This window comes from Engelhardtia mirabilis (genome assembly GCF_007748095.1).
In the GTDB taxonomy this organism is placed as follows: domain Bacteria; phylum Planctomycetota; class UBA1135; order UBA1135.
Map to the genome: position 1 here is coordinate 1100200 of NZ_CP036287.1, position 17352 is coordinate 1117551.

Annotated in this window: 14 protein-coding genes; 8 read left to right on the forward strand and 6 right to left on the reverse strand. The window is 71.5% G+C overall.

Annotation, left to right across the window (positions count from 1 at the left end; translation table 11 throughout):
* Positions 1–50: 50 nt before the first annotated feature.
* Complete coding sequence (locus tag Pla133_RS04115; RefSeq protein WP_145062728.1) at positions 51–1685, forward strand: FG-GAP repeat protein; 1635 nt, start codon at positions 51–53, stop codon at positions 1683–1685.
* A gap of 353 nt (positions 1686–2038) precedes the next feature.
* On the opposite strand, the gene Pla133_RS04120 is transcribed toward Pla133_RS04115, so the two are convergent.
* From Pla133_RS04120 to Pla133_RS04135, 4 genes are all read right to left on the reverse strand, one after another.
* Positions 2039–2362: a metal-sulfur cluster assembly factor gene (locus tag Pla133_RS04120; RefSeq protein ID WP_145062730.1), complete on the reverse strand. Its 324-nt coding sequence runs from the start codon at positions 2360–2362 to the stop codon at positions 2039–2041.
* 380 nt (positions 2363–2742) lie between these two features.
* Positions 2743–3834: a hypothetical protein gene (locus Pla133_RS04125; protein ID WP_145062732.1), complete on the reverse strand. Its 1092-nt coding sequence runs from the start codon at positions 3832–3834 to the stop codon at positions 2743–2745.
* 43 nt (positions 3835–3877) lie between these two features.
* Positions 3878–4216 carry a hypothetical protein gene (locus Pla133_RS25915; RefSeq protein WP_419195425.1) on the reverse strand — a complete coding sequence of 113 codons (339 nt, stop codon included), beginning with the start codon at positions 4214–4216 and terminating at the stop codon, positions 3878–3880.
* A gap of 166 nt (positions 4217–4382) precedes the next feature.
* On the reverse strand, positions 4383–5465 hold the full coding sequence (locus tag Pla133_RS04135; protein ID WP_145062737.1) for a YheT family hydrolase: 1083 nt from the start codon (positions 5463–5465) through the stop codon (positions 4383–4385).
* Positions 5466–5539: 74 nt separating this feature from the next.
* Between Pla133_RS04135 and Pla133_RS04140 the strand changes: the two genes are divergently transcribed.
* The 3 genes from Pla133_RS04140 to Pla133_RS04150 all read left to right on the forward strand — a co-directional run bounded on the left by Pla133_RS04140 (position 5540) and on the right by Pla133_RS04150 (position 8852).
* Complete coding sequence (locus Pla133_RS04140) at positions 5540–6421, forward strand: radical SAM protein (protein ID WP_419192108.1); 882 nt, start codon at positions 5540–5542, stop codon at positions 6419–6421.
* Between the two features lie 38 nt (positions 6422–6459).
* Positions 6460–7323 (forward strand): hypothetical protein, encoded by an 864-nt coding sequence (locus tag Pla133_RS04145; RefSeq protein ID WP_145062741.1) that lies wholly within the window; start codon positions 6460–6462, stop codon positions 7321–7323.
* A gap of 71 nt (positions 7324–7394) precedes the next feature.
* Positions 7395–8852, forward strand: a complete 1458-nt coding sequence (locus tag Pla133_RS04150) for a sulfatase (RefSeq protein ID WP_145062743.1) — start codon at positions 7395–7397, stop codon at positions 8850–8852.
* Positions 8853–8866: 14 nt separating this feature from the next.
* On the opposite strand, the gene dapF is transcribed toward Pla133_RS04150, so the two are convergent.
* Positions 8867–9769, reverse strand: a complete 903-nt coding sequence (dapF, locus tag Pla133_RS04155) for a diaminopimelate epimerase (protein ID WP_419192109.1) — start codon at positions 9767–9769, stop codon at positions 8867–8869.
* Between the two features lie 341 nt (positions 9770–10110).
* Here dapF and Pla133_RS04160 point away from each other — a divergent pair, with 341 nt between their 5' ends.
* The 3 genes from Pla133_RS04160 to Pla133_RS04170 all read left to right on the forward strand — a co-directional run bounded on the left by Pla133_RS04160 (position 10111) and on the right by Pla133_RS04170 (position 13499).
* Positions 10111–11064 (forward strand): ABC transporter substrate-binding protein, encoded by a 954-nt coding sequence (locus Pla133_RS04160; RefSeq protein WP_419192110.1) that lies wholly within the window; start codon positions 10111–10113, stop codon positions 11062–11064.
* 138 nt (positions 11065–11202) lie between these two features.
* Positions 11203–11568 (forward strand): RapZ C-terminal domain-containing protein, encoded by a 366-nt coding sequence (locus Pla133_RS04165; protein ID WP_145062750.1) that lies wholly within the window; start codon positions 11203–11205, stop codon positions 11566–11568.
* Positions 11565–13499: a methyltransferase domain-containing protein gene (locus tag Pla133_RS04170; RefSeq protein WP_145062753.1), complete on the forward strand. Its 1935-nt coding sequence runs from the start codon at positions 11565–11567 to the stop codon at positions 13497–13499. The genes Pla133_RS04165 and Pla133_RS04170 overlap by 4 nt, the downstream gene beginning before the upstream one ends.
* 13 nt (positions 13500–13512) lie before the next feature.
* On the opposite strand, the gene Pla133_RS04175 is transcribed toward Pla133_RS04170, so the two are convergent.
* Entirely contained in the window at positions 13513–16653 is a 3141-nt protein-coding gene (locus tag Pla133_RS04175; protein WP_145062756.1) for a serine/threonine-protein kinase, read from the reverse strand.
* 88 nt (positions 16654–16741) lie between these two features.
* Here Pla133_RS04175 and Pla133_RS04180 point away from each other — a divergent pair, with 88 nt between their 5' ends.
* On the forward strand, positions 16742–17302 hold the full coding sequence (locus Pla133_RS04180) for an RNA polymerase sigma factor (protein ID WP_145062758.1): 561 nt from the start codon (positions 16742–16744) through the stop codon (positions 17300–17302).
* Positions 17303–17352: the final 50 nt, after the last annotated feature.

The window sequence follows — 17352 nt, forward strand, 5'->3', positions numbered from 1 at the left end:
CCCGAGGCGACCGCCGCGCCGCCGACCTCTCCCCACCTGTCCCTGCCGCCATGACCCGCAACCGTTCCCTCGCCATCCTCGCTGCGGCCGCATTCCTGGTCGGGCCCGTGCAGGCCCAGTGCCTGCTCGACCAGACCACCGCCAGCGACGCCGATCAGAGCGACTTCTACGGCGGCTCGGTGTCGGCCTGGGGACGCTTCGTGATCGTCGGCGCCGAGTACGCGGACTCCGGCGGCTTCGACCAGGGCCAGGTCTACGTGCTCGAGCGCGTGGGAGACCAGTGGGTCGAGACCCAGATCCTGACCCACTCGGACGCGGGCTTCGACCACCGCTTCGGTCACGCGACGTCGATCTGGGAGAACCGCATCGTCGCCGGGGCCCGCTACAACGACGACTTCGGCTACGGGACCGGCTCGGCCTACGTCTTCGACTTCGATGGCAACACCTGGACCCAGACCGCCAAGCTGCTGCCCTCCGACGCGGCCCTGGGCGACCTGGCGGGCGGCTCCGTGGCGGTCTTCGGCGACCGAGTCCTGGTCAGTGCCCACGGCGACGACCCGAACGGCGCGGACAAGGCCGGCGCGGTCTACGCCTTCGAGTTCGACGGCAAGGCTTGGAACGAAGTCCAGTGGCTGGTGGCCAGCGACGCCGACCCCGACGACCGCTTCGGCGAGCACATCGCCATGTGGCAGGACCGCGCGATCTTCGGCGCCCTGGCCGACGACGGCCTGGCCGAGAACGCAGGCGCCGCCTACGTGTTCGAGATCGGTCCGGACGGCAAGTGGTTCGAAGCCGCCAAGCTGACCGCGCCCGATGGCGCCGAGTTCGACCGCATGGGCAACTCGGTCGACATCTGGGGCGACCTGGCGATCGTCGGCGCGTCCCTTTCCGGCGCACAGTTCCAGGGCTCCGCCTACATCTTCGAGCGCACGGAGAATGGAGCCTGGAAGTTCCTCCAGAAGCTCGAGCCCGAGGGCGACCCCGCCGGCGGCGCCTTCGGACACCACGTGGTCGTCTTCGAGGATCGCATCATGGTCACCGCCCAGAACGCGGACCTGGGCGACATCAACGCCGCCGGCGCGGCTTCGATCTACCGCCGCCAGGCCGACGGCCTGTTCGCCCTCGAGGCCTACCTGCAGCCGAAGCAACCCAACATCGCCATGCAGTTCGGCAGCGCCGGCGACCTGTTCCGCGACCTGGTCGCGGTCGGCGTGCGCGGCAGCGAGGTCGCCGCCGGCTACAAGTCGGGCGAAGTCGACCTGTTCGGCGGGACTGGCACGACGACCCAATACCTCGACGCCTGCCCGGGCGAGATCTCGCTCCAGACTGGCGGCGCGCAGGTGCTGTCGATCGAGGCCGGCCCGGATCAGGCCGATCGCGTCTTCCTGGTGCTCGGCAGCTTGGAGGGCACCTCGCCGGGCATTGCGCTGGACGGCTACGAACTGCCCCTGGTGCCGGACGCCTACTTCCTCTTGACCCTCGACCCGAACGCGCCGAGTCCGCTCGTCGGCAGCTTCGGCCTGCTCGACGCAAGCGGGAGCGCCACGACCACCTTCGAGGTCTCTCCCGGCACCGACGCGTCCCTGGCGGGCCTGACGGCCTACCACGCGCTGCTCGTGCTCGACCCGGCGACCCTGGCTCTGCGCCTGGTCAGCGACGCGGTCAGCGTCACGCTGGTCCCCTGAGGGGAGGTCGTGGGTGCTCCCGTCCTGGTTGACCCTCCGGGGACCCGTCGACTTCCGGTCTGGGGGCAGACACAGCACCTTGGTGCTCGACGAGACCCCTGCCAAGGGGTCCTGGCCGAAGCACACCCTGCTCCCTACCCCTGCACGCGGTGAAGCCGCCGGAGCGGGAACATCGAGCCTCGAGCGTGAGGTCGGAGGGCGCCCGTGCGGGCGAGGTGTCCTTGTTCGGCGCCCATCCGTGCCGTCGGCGCGCACGAGCCCGTGGTCCCGAATCCGCCCCGAACGCCAGCGGGCGGCCCCATCGGACCGCCCGCTCGCTCGATCGACCCCGCGTCGGCGGGGCGCAGGCTGGCTCACTCGTCGTCGTCGTCTTCCTCGGGCAGGCCGAGGATCTGGCGGCCCTGGGCGGTGATGCAGTGGGGGCCCCACTGGGGTTCCCAGACGATCTCGACCTCGGTGCCGGAGACGCCGTCGACGGTGTTGGCGCGGCGCTTGACCATGTCGGGGATGGTCTTGGCCTCGGGGCAGGACTGGGAGGTGAGGGTCATCGTCACCTTGCAGGTGTCGCCCTCGACGGCGACGTCGTAGACGAGGCCGAGGTCGACGATGTTGACGGGGATCTCCGGGTCGAAGACCTGGCGAAGCTGGTCGTAGACGGCGTCGAGGGTGGTGCTCATCGGATGGATCGGGCCGGGGTCAGGGGGGCGGTTCCGACGCCGTGCGCCGGAATGTGAACGTGGGCGAGAATCTAACCCTCGCGGAAGCCTGTGGGTCGGCCAGGCCGGGGATTCCAGGGGGGGCGCGCAGCTCCGCTCGGCGTCACGAAGCAGATGTGGGCCGCTGAGCCGTCCTGAGGGGGGCAGGAGCCGGTTGCCAAGCCCTGCCCTCGGCCGACGACCGGCGGGACCGAGCCCGACGGATACCGCTTCGAGCGGGCCTCCCCGCCGCTCCGTCCGCCCAGGGCGCTCGCTCGCCGATCGCGCCGAATCGCGCGCCCACGGTCTCGCCGGGCCGCGCCGGGGCGCCGCACTGGCCACCTGCTCAATCCGTGCAGTGGTCAGTAGACGGTCAACGGGAGCCGGTGCTCGCCGCCGCCGTCGATCGAGACCCACTGCTCCGTGGCGAGGACCCCGTCCGGGTCGGTGAGCACCAGGCGGTAGAGCCCCGTGCCCGGCAGCCCGAAGCGGAATTCCTGTTGGTTCCGGTCGTTCCGTAGCCGCACTTTGCCTTCGGGGCCGATCGCCTCGAGCTCGTAGCCGTGCAGTCGTCGTGGACGACCCGCAGAGTTCTGGGCGCTGACGATCAGGAGCGCGTCGAAGGACACGTCGACCTCGACCTCCGTCGAAGATCGGCGCCAGGCGACCGGCTCCCAATCCAGGCTGAGCAAGTTCGATCGGGTCAGGAACGCGTTCACCTCGACCTCGCGCGAGGCTGTGGCCACGATCCAGGCCCCCCTGGCCGGGTCGTAGGTGAGTCGCTTGCCGACGTTGCTCGCGAGGCCGAGACCGGCTGGTCTCGCTCGGACCTGCGCGGACTCCGGTCCCAGTTGCCCCGCGTTGCCCACGAGCCTCAGCCAGCGTGTGTCTGGCTCGTCCAGGAGGATCCGGATCGGGTCGGGGGATTCGTGGTCGACGGGAACCGACCGGCTCCAGAGCGCGTCGTTGATCGCCAGATTCAGCAGACCGGGTCGCTCGAGTTCGACTTCGAGCGTGGCCTGCACGGGACCGTCGGGATCCTCCGACGCTTGCCAGGGGGCACTCAACAGGCGCTGGCGGCCGAGACGCGCACCTCCGCCGGCGAAGGCATCGCTCGACGCGTTGACGTAGAGACGCCGCTCCAGAGTCTGCGGACCGATGAAGAGCAGGCGGCGGGAGAGCGAGCCGAGCTGTAGCTCCTCCGACGGCGTCGTTGCCGCCGCAGCTTCGATCCGGCGACGGTTCGCACCTTGGACGCCCGTCGTCGCGCTCACTTCGATGGCTCGGGCCGGCAAGGCTTTGCTGGCTTCGGCGCCGGGCGGCGAGGGGGCGCGAGGCCGAGGTCCCGATTCGCCCTGCAACGACAGCAGCAGCACGACGCCGATCGCAATCAAGCTCGCGACCCATACGGCGAAGCGTCGAGCCGACTTGCCTGGCGAGGTCTCGTGTTGCATGGGGCTTGTTCCCGCCGGGGCTCTTGGCGATCGATCCAGGACACTAGACCGGCGGGGCCGAATCGAGATCCGGCGGGGCCACTGCGCTGTCGTCCGCGGTCGGCCGTGCCTGCGGCCACAGAAGGTACTCGTTGGTCTCGAAGGCCGGCAGGGCCACGCGCTCCCACCACGCCTCGTAGGGCGGGCAGCCGGGAAACCGCCGGTGGAGCTCGTCCGTGAGCGCCAGGAAGCCCTCCATCTCCTCGTTCACCACCAGCCCGTCGTCCCCGGCCAGGACCGCCACGCAGATCTGGTCGGTGATGTAGAGGTCGCGCTTGAAGGCGAAGATGCGGTCCACCCGATCCCACAGCACGCCCGTCAACGTCGGGGGCGAGCCGTCCACCGGCAGCCTCTCCGAAACCAGTTCGACGTCGTCCCAGCGCAGCCGATGCCGGAACAGGGGCTCTCTGCGCCACCCCGCGACCGTGCGCCGCCAGGCACGCTGCCAGAAGCCCGGGACGCTCCGCGAGCCGCGAGCTTCGCCCTCCTGGGGCGTGCCCGAGTCGCCTTCAGACCGTCTGGGGCGTCCCATCCTGCTCGGCGGCGACGCGCGCGGGCACCTGACCCTGCTCGAGCTCGAGGGCCACGAGGAAGTCGACGATGCGGTTCTCCGCCCAGCGGCGGTCGGGGTCCAAGCCCCGGGGACCCGTGGCGCGCCGTCCCCCGACGAAGCCCACGTGTCCACCGGTGGTCGAGATCTGGGCGTGCACGGTCGGGTGGTCGGCCAGCTCCGGCTCGAGGAACGCGGCCGGGTCGACGATCGGGTCGTCGATGGCGTGGATCAACAGGCCCGGCCGATCGATCAGGTGCAGGCGGCCGCGCACCGTTCCCGTGGCGTAGTAGTGCTCCAGGCTGTCGAAACCGCCCAGGGGCGCGGTGTAGAGGCTGTCGAACTCACGGATGGTGGAGATCGACTCGAGCGGGGCCAGGTCGACGCCCGCGCCGTGGTGGCGCTCGCGTTCCGCGAGCACGTCACGGAACTCGCGCAGGAAGCGTCGGCCCAGGCCGCGGTTGAAGGAGTTGGCTTCGAGTCGCCAGGAGCAGGCGTCCAGGTCCAGGGGCGGCGAGACCACCGCCAGGCCGCGCAGGGCCGTGGGCAGCTCGGCGACGCGGGTCGCGGCCAGGAGCGAGATCGACCCGCCCATGGAGAAACCCACCAGGTACAGGCGCGGAAGGCGATCCACCTCGGCCAACTCCCGCAACACCGCGATCGGGTCGCCGGCCATGGCCGCGTGGTAGAGGGTCTGGGACAGGTGCTCGGTGCCGCCGCAGTTGCGCGCGTTGAGGCGCACCACGTTGAAGCCGGCGCCCACCAGCTTCTGGGCCGTGCCGACCACGTAGGCCGACTCGGCGCTGCCGGTCAGGCCGTGCATCAGGACCGCCGTGGGCGCGGACTGGGGCTCGGCCTGCCAGTGACAGAGGCCCAGCACCCGTGTGCCCGGCTCCACCACGAACTCGCGGGGCCGGCCGGCGGCGGCGAAGTCGGCCAGCCAGGGTCGCGGCATGGCCGCCAACAGCGTCATGCGCCGCCCGCCACCGAGGGCCGGCGGCGGGGTGTAGTGGGGCAGGTCGAGGTCCAGGGAGCGCGGCATCGATGGGTGGCTTGGGACCCATTCGTAGGGCAACGCTCGCTATGTTGGAAGGCCCGCCCGGAGCTTCGCCGCCCGTGATTTCCTACGAAGGCACTCTCTACCGTCCGCCGTCCGAGGCGCGCAGCCTGATCCTGCAGGCCACCATCGGCTGCTCGTACAACGAGTGCGCCTTCTGCGCCATGTACCGGGACAAGCGCTTCCGGGTGCGGCCCCTGGACGAGCTCGTGGCCGAGATCGACTGGGCGGCGGCCCAGCCCGGACCCGAGGTCGACAAGGTCTTCCTGGCCGACGGCGACGCCCTGGTGGCCAAGCCCAAGTTCCTCTTGGGGATCCTCGAGGCCCTGCGCGGGACCTTTCCGATGCTGCGGCGGGTTTCCTGCTACGCCTCGCCCCAGGCCCTGCAGATCCGCAGCGTCGAGCAGATGGTCGAGCTACGCGAGGCGGGCCTGACCCAGTACTACCTGGGCATCGAGAGCGGTCACGACACGGTCCTGGAGCAGCTGACCAAGGGCGTCGATGCGGCCGAGATGATCCGCGTCGCGAACAAGGCCCAGGAGGCGGGGGTCAAGCTGTCGACCATGATCCTGCTCGGCGCCGGGGGCCGCGAGCTGTCCCGGGACCACGCGATCGCCTCCGCGCGGGTGGTCAACGCCATCGGGCCGCGCTTCGTCTCGACGCTCGTGATGACCCCGGTCGAGGGCACGCCCCTGGCCGCCGCCGACGAGCGCGGCGAGTTCGATCACATGGACCCCGTCGAGCTGGCCGCCGAGCTGCGCGAGTTCGTCGCCCACCTGGAGCTGGACGCCACGATCTTCCGCTCCAACCACGCCAGCAACTACCTGACCCTGGCCGGCACCCTGCCCAAGGACAAGCAGCGCCTGGTCGAGACCCTCGACGCCGTCCTGGCCCATCCCGACCGCGTGCGCTTCGTGCCGGATTGGATGCGCGGGCTGTAGTAGCGGGTTCGGCCGACGGCGCCAACCGGACCATCACCATGAGCCTCTCACCGACCCTTCGCAAACTCCTCCTGGGCCTGGGTCTCGCCGCTCTGCTGCTCCTCGTCGTGCCGCTCGGGTTGGCCTGGGCCCACTTCGCGACGACGCCGACCTTCGACGAGTGGCTGGCGAGCCACCCGGCCGCCGACGCGCTGTGGGAAGAGGCGCTGGTCCCGGGCCACGAGCCGCTCGAGGGGCGCGAGCTGATGGGCGTGGTGGACCCTCTGGACGAGGCGGTTCGAGCGAATCACGACATCAAAGTGGTGAGCTTCAAGTTCGTCGCCAGTCGCGACGGCGCCACGATGCTCGACGCGAGGGTGTTGCTGACCGCCGCCCTCGACCCGGACACCAACGACCTGCGCGGGCTCCGACTGGACCCGACGGTGAACGGAGTCGACCGCGACATGCGCTCCGTCATCGCCCTGACGGTCACCGCGCCATCGGACGAGTCCTGGGCGAGGGCACGGGCCGAAGTGGACGTGGTCGTCGACTTCTTCCTACTCGGGGGCTCGGGTGAGTCGCAGACGCTCTTGCTGCGCTCGCAGGACTCGATCTGGTCCGAGTTGCCTTCCATCGACAGCCCTGGGCTGGGCAGCTTGTTGGGGATCTTCCTTCATCCCTTCGGAGGGCCGCCCGAGGAGGGCATCTTTCACCACGCCAGGCAGTCCGTCGGCCTGAGCTGGAGAAAGCACGAAGGCGGCGGCCAGGGCATCGCGTCGCGGCCCATGGGCTACTCCACCACGGACGACGAGTACTCCTGGGACGTGGAGCTCGAAGTCGACGAGACGTTCGGCGGGGGCTCCGGGACGACCGCGACGCTGACCCACCACCAGACCATGACGTGGATGGGCGAGACGTGGTGAACTCGCTCGGGATCGCCGCCGGTGCGTCGGTGGCCCTGGTCCTTGCTGCGTCTCAGAATGTAGGCGAACCGATGGCGATCGACGCTGTCGCAGCTCGAACCAACATCGTCCTGATGATCGTCGACGACCTCGGCTGGCAGGACACGGCCCTCGGCCTGCACGAGCTGCGCCCGCCCTTTCAAGGAAGCTACCGCACGCCGCACCTGTTGCGCCTCGCGGAAGAGGGCCTGGTCTTCACCGACGCCCACGCCTCGGCGCCGGTCTGCACGCCGTCGCGGGTGTCGCTCATCACCGGGCAGTCTCCCGCGCGCCACGGGGTGACCTATTGGGTGCGCGACGCCGACCGCGACACCTCGGCCGGCCACCCGCACCTGCGCCCGCCGGCTTGGAACGTGAACGGCCTGCAGCCGGGGGCGGTGACCCTGCCGGCGCTCCTGGCGGAAGTCGGCTACCGCACGATCCACGTGGGCAAGGCCCACTGGGGCGCGGTGGGGACGCCGGGTGCCGACCCGATGGCCCTGGGCTTCGAAGTCAACGTGGCCGGACACGGCCTGGGCGCTCCGGGGAGCTACCTGGGTGTCGACGGCTTCGGCAACCTGCGCGAGGACGGCCCCAGCCCCTGGAGCGTCCCGGGGCTCGAGCCGTGGCACGGCGAGCAGGTCTGGCTGACCGACGTCCTCGCCCAGCGCGCCGATGGGGAGCTGCGCGCCGCCCACGCGGCGGGCGAGCCCTTCTTCCTCTACCTGGCGCCCTACGCGGTGCACACGCCGATCACCGCCAACCCCGAGCTCGTCGAGCACTACGCCGACCTGCCCCCGGTCGAAGCCGCCTACGCCTCGATGATCGAGGGCGTCGACAACATGCTCGGCCGCGTGCTCGCGACCCTCGACGAGCTGGACCTCGCCGGCGAGACCCTGTTCGTCTTCACCTCCGACAACGGCGGCCTCTCGGCCCACGGCCGCGCGGGCGAGCCACACGTCCACAACGCGCCTCTGCGCAGCGGCAAGGGCTCGGCCTACGAGGGCGGCACCCGCGTGCCCCTGGTCGTGCGCTGGCCCGGGCACGTCGAGCCCGGCCGCCGCACCACTCAAACGGCCGTGCTGCACGACCTCTTCCCGACATTGCTGACCGCGGCGCGCGCCGAGATCCCGGCCGAGCACCTGGCGCAGATGGACGGCGTCGACCTGACGGCCACGTGCATCGACGCGGACCGAGACCCCCAGCCGCGCACGATCCTCTGGCACCAACCGCACTTCTGGGGCGTGAACGGCCCGGGGATCGAGCCGTACAGCGCGCTACGCGTGGGCGACGAGAAGTTGATCTGGTTCCACGACGGCGGCCGCCTCGAGCTCTACGACGTGGCCGCCGATCCGGGCGAGTCGAACGAACTCTGCGCCACGCGGCCCGAGCGCGTCGCGGCCTTGGTTGCCGTGCTCGTCGAGCGCTTGCGCGCCGTCGACGCAGGCCTCTCGATCGACAAGGCCACGGGCGAAGCCGTGCCCTTTCCAGCGGTCGACGACGAGCGCTGACGACGCTGGCCGAGCTACTGCGGCGGCGGCGTCTCGCGTTCCGTCGCGCCCGACAGCCACAGCTCCCCATCGCGGGTCCAGGTCACGCCCAAATCGCCGCCGGCCATGTGCACGGTCACCTGCGCGCCGCGCTCCAAGGTGCCGGTGGTCGTCAGGGCGACCACCGACGCGCAGGCGCCCGAGCCGCAGGCCAGGGTCTCGCCGGCGCCGCGCTCGAAGGTGCGTTGGCGCAGCTCGGTGGGGGAGACGACTTGCACGAAGGACACGTTGACGCGGTCGGGGAAGGCGGCGGAGCGCTCGAGCGAGGCGCCGTGGCGCACGACGTCGACGTCCGTCGGCGGGCCCTCGAGGGGCACGATCAAGTGCGGATTGCCCACCGAGAGCGCCAGGCCCTCGCGGCGTTCTGAGTCGAGGTCGACGGCGACGCGCCAGGGTCCGCCCGCGGACTGGGCGACGACGCTTCCGTGGCCGGTGTCGAGGGGCAAGCTCTCCGCATCGAAGCTGGCGCGGCCCAGGCGCACTTCCGCGTGCCAATGACCCTGCCCGTCGCGCCGGGCGCGCGCGGGGTGGCGACCCACGTCGCTGACCATCTCCAACGCCACGGTCGCCGCGGCGCGCTCGTCGGCGATCCAGTGGGTGATGCAGCGCAGGGCGTTGCCGCAGATCGCGCCCCGCGAACCATCGGGGTTCCACATGGCGGTGCGCACGTCGGCCCCCGGCTCGTCGAGCATCAGCACCAACCCGTCCACCCCGGCTCCGCGCTCGGGAGCGGCGGCGCGGCGCGCCAGGTCGGGCGCGCGGGCGATCGTGCCTGAGACGATCTTGGCCGACCTGCCCCGCAGGTCCAGGATCTGGAAGGCGTTCCCGCAGCCGTTCCAGCGCTCGATGGGGACGCCCGTGCTTTCGATCTCGATCACGGGCCAGAGGCTAGCTCCGATCGCCCGCACGGGTCCACGACCGACGTGGCCGAGCGAGGCACGGGACGCGGCTCGTCCAGGGCCAGAAGCGCCCGGCGAGGTGAGCGCCATCGATCCGCCAGGGCGCTCGCCGGTCGGCAGATGCGCGGGGCAGCAGCGGCGATCGCAGGCGAGGCCCGGCTCGCGGTGGGCGCGGACGCGGGCGCCAGGCCCGGTCTACGGCGTGCAACGGCCGACGCTTCCCGGATCCTGGCCGCCCGGCAGCTCGGCACTGGCACCCCTGAAGGGTGGTTTGGAGGATGAACCCCTGGCTCCGCCCGCGCCCCGCCCCCCCTTCTCGCATGCGAATAGCCTCCCTCCTGCCGTCGGCGACCGAGCTGGTCGCCGCCGTCGGTGCTCGCGACGAGCTCGTCGGCGTCTCGCACGAATGCGACTTCCCTTCGGGCGTGAGCGGCCTGCCGGTCTTGACGCGCCCCCGCCGGGGCTTTCCCCGCTCCAGCGGACAGATCGACCGCGCCGTGCGTCAGGTCCTGGAGGACGCGATCACCGTCTACGAGGTCGAGCTCGACCGACTGCGCGAAGCCCAGCCGGACGTGATCGTGACCCAAGACCTGTGCGACGTCTGTGCGGTCTCCTTGGACGACGTGCGCAGGGCCTTGCACGAGTTGGCGCGCGAAGACGTGACGATCGTTTCCTGCAAGCCGATGCGCCTGGCGCACGTCTGGGAGGATGTGCGTCGGGTCGGTGCGGCCCTCGGGCGGCGCGCCGAGGGTGAGCGCGTGGCCCTGGAACTCGAACGGCGCGTGGCCGACCTGGCCGTGCGTGCGCGCACGATTGGTCACCGCCCGACGGTGCTCACGATCGAATGGCTGGACCCGGTGATGGTCGGTGGGACCTGGTGTCCCGAGCTGGTGCGGGCCGCCGGCGGTCGGGCCCTGGTTGCCGTCGCCGGCCAGTATTCACCGGTGCTGGGTCGCGCCGAGCTGGCCAACCTGGATCCCGATGTGGTCGTGCTCAAGCCCTGCGGCTTCGACCTCGAGCGCACCGAGGCCGAGCTCCCGCTGCTCGCCGAAGCCCTGCCCTGGGAGGCCTGGCGAGCGGTCCGCCGCGGCCGCGTCTACCTCGCCGACGGCAACGCCTACTTCAACCGGCCCGGCCCGCGACTGGTCGAATCGGCCGAGATCCTGGCCGCCTGCGTGCATCCGACCGAGTTCGCCGATCTGGCCGAGCGCCACGCGGGCGCGGTGCGTCGGGTCACGGGCGAGCTGGCCCTGGCGCCCCTGATCGGCGCCTGAGGGCGGACCGATCCCACGGCCGGGAGCCAGGAGCCGCCGTCGGTCAGGCTGTCGCCCTCCCGGTCCGATCGAGGATTCAGCGGCCCTGTGGCCCGCGCGCACGCCTCCTGTGTCCGCGGAGCTCGCCGCCGATCCACGATGGCCACCCAGCGACGCCTCACGCTCCTCACCTTCGGCTTCAAGTACGGCGCGCCCCCGGCGAACTACTACTTCGACGTCAGCTTCCTGAAGAACCCCGCCCGGGAGCAGGGCTGGAGCCTCTTCGACCAGCCGGACGACGGCATGCGCCAGTTCGTGTTGGGACAGCCACTGGCCCAGGGCTTCCTGGACACGGTCATCCCGCTGATCGCCGTGCTGCTGGAGGCCGATGCGGACGTGCGCATCGGCATCGGCTGCTCGTCCGGCCGTCACCGCTCGAACATCGTCGCCGAGGAGATCGAGCGTCACTTCCTCGACCTGGGCGTCGACGTCCGCATGGTGCGGCGCGAGGAGACCTACGCTTGAAGATCGCCGCCCTGGTCGCCTCGCGCAATCGGCCGGACCTGGTCGAGCGCATGGTCGCGCAGCTCTCGAAGCCTTCGGCCCACGAGATCGACGTCTACGTCGTCGAGTGCGGCAGCGAGCTCGACAACGTCTCCAGCCATGCCACGCTCTGGTACCCGGACGACGAGTTCAAGGGCAAGTGCTACGGCCACAACCTGCTGCTCGAGCAGGCCCGTCAGACCGACGCCTACGACTACTACTGGGTGCTGATGAACGACGTCTTCTTCGATGAAGGCGTCGACGCGGCGGCGGTGCTGGTGGAGCAGATGGAGCGCGAGGAGCGCATGGCGATCCTCTCGCCCACCAACGCCGACGGCGGCTACCCCGGCGCGGACCGGCGCCCCGGCGGTGAGTGGCGTGCCGTCACCACCTGCGACTACCTGGGCTTCATGCTGCGCGCCGAAGCGGCCCACGAGGTGGGCTTCCTGGACGCCGGCTTCGCCTACTGCTGGGGCGCGATCCACGAGCTGGCCTTCAAGCTCTACAGCGCCGGCTGGTTCGTGGCCTACTCGGACCGCTTGGCCTATCGGCACCTGGGCGGCAGCACCTATGGCGTCAAGGGCACCCGCACGATCAGCCGCGAGGAGTACCAGCGGCGCGCGAAGCGCTACGCCTACGACCACCTGCGCGAGACCTACGGCGAGGAGTGGGACGCGCGCTTCTTCGCCGCCACGCGCGGGCACCAGATCGAGGTCGACACCTTCGCCCAGCACCGGGAGTATTGGCTGTCGGGCTTCGACGGCCCCGAGATCGAGCAGCGCAGGCAGAGCCGCGAGCTGGCCCGTGCCCGCAGCGGACGGGACTGGGCAGCGCGCATGCTGCCCCGCGACGAGGCCGGCCAGGTGCGTCTGCACCTGGGCGCCGGACGGGACAAGCGCGAGGGCTGGATCAACGTCGACACGAACCCTGCCTGCGAGCCGGACGTGTGCGCCCAGGTCGACGACCTGTCGATGTTCGAGACCGCCTCGGTGGACCTGATCGAGGCCAACCACCTGTTCGAGCACCTGACCTTCGATCAGGCGGTCAACGCGGTGGCCGAGTGGCGCCGGGTCCTGCGGCCGGGCGGCGAGCTGTTCCTGGAGTTGCCTGACCTCGAGCGCTGCATCGCGTTGCTCGGCCAACACCACGACGACCTCGGTCACGACCTGGCCATGGTCGGCCTCTACGGCTGGCCGCCGGACATCGCCCGCGACGGCGAGCCGCAGCAGCACAAGTGGGGCTGGTCGCAAGCCTCCCTGACCGCGCTGCTCCAGCAGCAGGGCTTCGGCGAGGTCGAGTTCGGTCCGATCACCCAGGACTGGCGCCCCGCGGCGCGCATCGGGCGCGACATGCGCGTGCGCGCGGCGGTGGCGTCGGCGGACAAGGTCGCAACCCCCCCGACTCCGACCGTCGACGTCCAGACGGTCGAGGCGGTGGTCGACGCCTCGAGCCTCCCGCCGATCGTTCTGGCCTGGCCTCAATGGGATCGGCCGGCGGAGCTGCACCACCTGTTCACCGCCTTCGGCCCCGAGCTGATGGCCCATCCCGAGGCACGCCTGACCCTCTTCTGCCACGCGCGCGAGTGCGATCGCGCCACCGCGACCCAGGCCCTCGAGCGAGCCTTCACCGCGACCCTGGGCGCCGGCGCCGACCTGGACGTGGAGTTGATCGAGGGGCCCCTGAGCCCCGAGCACCACCGCCAGCTCTGCGCCGCGACCCGCGCGGTCGTCGACCTGCCGTCCCTCGCACGACGCGGTCCCGAGGCCCTGCCGGGCATCAAGGCGCCGCTGGTGAGCTCCGCCGCCGACCTGCGCGTCGCGCTCGGCGCCAGAGTCGAGCCGGAACCGGCCGCGGCCCTGCCCTCGGCCACCGGCGGCCTGCGGCTGTTGCAGACCTCGACTCGACGCGGCTGACGACGGCGCCGGGTCAACGCGCGGCGTTGCGCGCGATGCGCTCGACGATGGGCGCGAAGCGCTCGTCCGCCTGCAGAGGAGCCCAGACATCGGTCTCGGGGGCGAAGCGGTCCGGGGCGGCGAGGCCGAAGTCCGCGCATTGCTCGAGCGCGTCGAGACTGCGGCGGATGTCCTCGGCCTCGTGGGGCGTTCCAACGCGGAGGGATTGGGTCGCGATCAGGCCGATCTCGTAGGCCAGTTCGGGATCGGCGATCTGCGGCGTGAACGCCAACGCCCGGTCGATCACCTCCCAACCCTCGTCGCGCGCGCCGCGGTTCATGTGAGCGGCGATCAGGCTGAAGGTCTGCCAGGCTCGCTCGAGCCGCAACCAGGGGTCCGCGTTCTCGGCGTCGGCTTGCGGGTCGAGCCAGGCCAGGGAGCGGGTCAGTCGCTCGGCCGAGCGGTCGAAGTCGCCCTCGTCGATGGCGATGTTGGCCAGCTCTTGGCCCACCGAGGCCAATGAGCGGCGCTCGTTGGTGGAGGGCGCCCGGTCGACGAGCTCGCGCAGCGACCCGTCGGCACGCTCCAGGACGACGAGGGCCTCGGCCGGTCGACCGGCGCGCAGGAGCGCTGTGCCCAACCGCGCCAGGATGTTGGCGGTGCTTCGTTCCAGCACCAGGGCAGTGGTGGTCCCGACGGTCTGAGGCGACTCCACCACCTCGAGCGCCTGCTCGAGGAATGCGATGGCCCGGTCGTCGTCGCCGAGGTTGCTCGACGCGATCCCGAGGGACAACAACGCATCGGCGCGCTCGGTCGGCCGCACGGCGTCGTCCAAGAGCCCCACGGCCCGTTCGATGTCCGCCCGCGCACGCTCCACGTCCCCGAGGGCTTCCCAGCGCGCGCACTGCCGCGCGGCCACGTTCAAGCCGACCTCGCAGATCGAGGCGATGTTCGAGTGTCGCTCGAGCGCCAACTCGAGGGCCTGGTCGCACTCGGTCGTCGCTTCCAACAGTTCCGGTCCCGAGCGCAGGGACTGACCCCATTGGTCGGTGAACATCAGCCGCTGTAGCGCGCAGAAGTAGTCGCCTGCGGCCGCTTCGACCGTGGGCAGGAACTGGCGCGCCGTCGCGAGTTCGGCCAGGGCCGCCGGCTCGTCGCCCTCCATGTTCGCGAGGAGTGCCAAGAGGCGGTGGTAGCGCAGTCGGGGCGAGGGCAGGACGACCCCCGCGCCCTCGAAGCGTTCCAGGGCGGCACCGGCGCGGGCGGCGGCCCGCCGCGCCACAGGCAAGTCGTCGGCCAGCATCCGCATCCAGGCTTCCTCGAACTCGAGCCTGGCCACGGACATGTTCGCGTCGGGTGTGTCCGGAGCGTCGGCGGCGATCTCGCGCCCGCGTCGCACATCGCGTTCGAAGTCGTCCAGGCGTCCCGCGATGCGCGCCAGATAGGCGCGGTTGCCGAGCACGCCGATGACGGTTCCCAGGTCGGCGGGTTCCGTCTGGCGCTCGCGCTCGAGTTGCTCGTAGATCTCCAGCGCATCGCGATAGGAATCGAGGCAGGCCCGCCGATCCCCCAGGATCTCGTGCAGGTCGCCGAGCATGGCGTGGGCCAGCAGCAGCAGGCCGCGGTTCCTGTCTCGGGGCACCCGGTCCAGGGCCGTGATGGCCTCGTTCAGGTGCACACGCGTCGCCGACCAATCGCCGCGCGCCTGGGCCGCCGCTCCCAGGAGCAGTCGCGAGCGCGCGACCAGCAGGGGGTCCGTGTCGCGCAGGTCGGGCAGGAAGGCGGCCGGCGTCTCGACCGTCGCCAGTTCGGACAGGGCCGCCGAGTCGAGGGCGTCGTAGATGTCGAGGCGCGTGCGTAGGGAAAGGGTCAGATCCGTGAGCAGCCGACGAACCGAAGCCGCGTTGCGATCGGCCTGCTCGCGCTGGGCGGCGACACGAGTCGTGGCTCGCCGCTCCTGGATTGCCAGGGTCGCGCCGGCGACGACCATGGCTACCAGCGCCACGCCCAGTCCCGTCGCGATGCGCGGCCGGCGGCGCAACCACAGGCGAGCGACGCCGAAGTGGCCCAGGGGCGACGCGCTGACCGGTCGCAGGGCCAGCAAGTTGTCCAGGTCGTCGGCCAGGGCCGTGGCCGTGGCATAGCGCCGCGCCGGGTCCGTGGCGAGCGCCTTGAGCACCACCGCCTCCACGTCGCGCGAGAGGCTCGGCGCGAGTCGTCGCGGCGGAAGCAGCTGGCCCTCGCGAATGCGCCGCATGGTCTCCTCGGGGCTCGGCGCCGCAAAGGGCGACTGCAGGGTCAACAGCTCGTAGAGCGTCGCACCAAGGGAGAACACGTCCGCTCGACCGTCGATCGTGTCGGAGGCCGCCGCGAGCTGCTCGGGCGCCATGTATTGCAGCGATCCCAGGCGCGTCCCCGTGCGCGTCAGACGAGCCGCGCCGTCGATGCGCGCCAGGCCGAAGTCCACCAGCCGCGCGCGCCCGTCGTCGGTGACGATTACGTTCGACGGTTTGACATCCCGGTGCAAGACGCGGCGCCCGTGGGCGTGCTCCAGGGCTCGGGCGACGTCGCGCGCCACCCGCAGGCAGGCGCGGGTCCAGCCGTCGTCGGAGCCGGGCACGAGGGTCGCGCCGTCGAGGTTATCGCCGTCGTGCTCGGCAACCGCTTCGAGGATCTGTGCCAGGCTGCGTCCCTCGACCAGCTCCATGGCCAACCACGGAACGCCCTCGTGCTCGCCGAAGCGGTGCAGGGCGGCGACGCCCGGGTGGGCGAGCTGGGCCGCGGCCGTGGCCTCGCGCCGCACCCGCTCGCGCGCGCCGGGGACCAGCAGCAGCTCCGGGCGCAGCACCTTGAGCGCCACCGAGCGCCCCAATTCGTCGTCGCGGGCGCGGTAGACCACGCCCATGCCCCCTTCGCCGATCAGAGCTTCGATGCGGTAGTCGCCGACCCGCTCGGGCAGGCCCTCGCCGAGGGCGCCGCGGTCCAAGAGGCCCATGCGCGCCAGGCGTGCCAGGCGGCGGCGCACGTCGCTGGCTAGCTCCGGATGCCCTTCCAGCAGGCTGACCACGCCCGCCTCGCCCTCCTGTTCGTGGCGCTCGAGGGCCGCGATCACGAGCTCTTCCACGGCGGCCCGGTGGGGTTCGTCCTGGAGGGGGAGGGGCTGGTCGTCGCTCATGGGCGGGGTGCGCGCGGCCCCACGCTAATCGATCCGCCACGGGCCGCGAGTGTCACCGGCTCCTTCGCAACTTCCTACCATTGAGCCCGTGACCGAAGGCGACAGCGAGCCCGCTCCCGACATGGAAGCCCTCCTGGCCCAGGGCCTGCCGGCCCTGCGGACCTTCGTCCGCCTGCGCCTGGCACCGGCCCTGCGCGCGCGGGAGTCGGTCGAGGACGTGGTGCAGAGCACCTGTCGCGAAGTGCTCGAGAGCGCCGAGGGCTTCAAGGGCGGCGGCGAGGCCGGCTTCCGCCGTTGGATCTACACCCTGGCCCAGCGCAAGATCGCCGACCGTTGGGCCTACCACCGGGCCCAGAAGCGCGACATCGGGCGCGAAGCGGGGGGCGGGGACGACCTGCTCCTGGACCAGTACGCCGGCCTGGCCGGCCCGGGGACCCAGGTCGCGAGTCTCGAGGAGCTGCGCGCGATCGAGGCCGCCTTCGACCGCCTGCGCGAGGAGGACCGCGAGGTGATCTCCCTGGTGCGAGTGCTGGGGATGTCGGCCGCCGACGCAGGGGCCTGTTTGGACAAGAATGCGGGTGCCGTCCGCACTAGCCTGCACCGGGCCCTCGCGCGCCTGGCGGAGGAACTCGAGCGCGGCCCGGGGTAGGCGGCGGTCTTGTGCCTGGCACCTGACGTCCGCCTACCCCGGGCCCAACG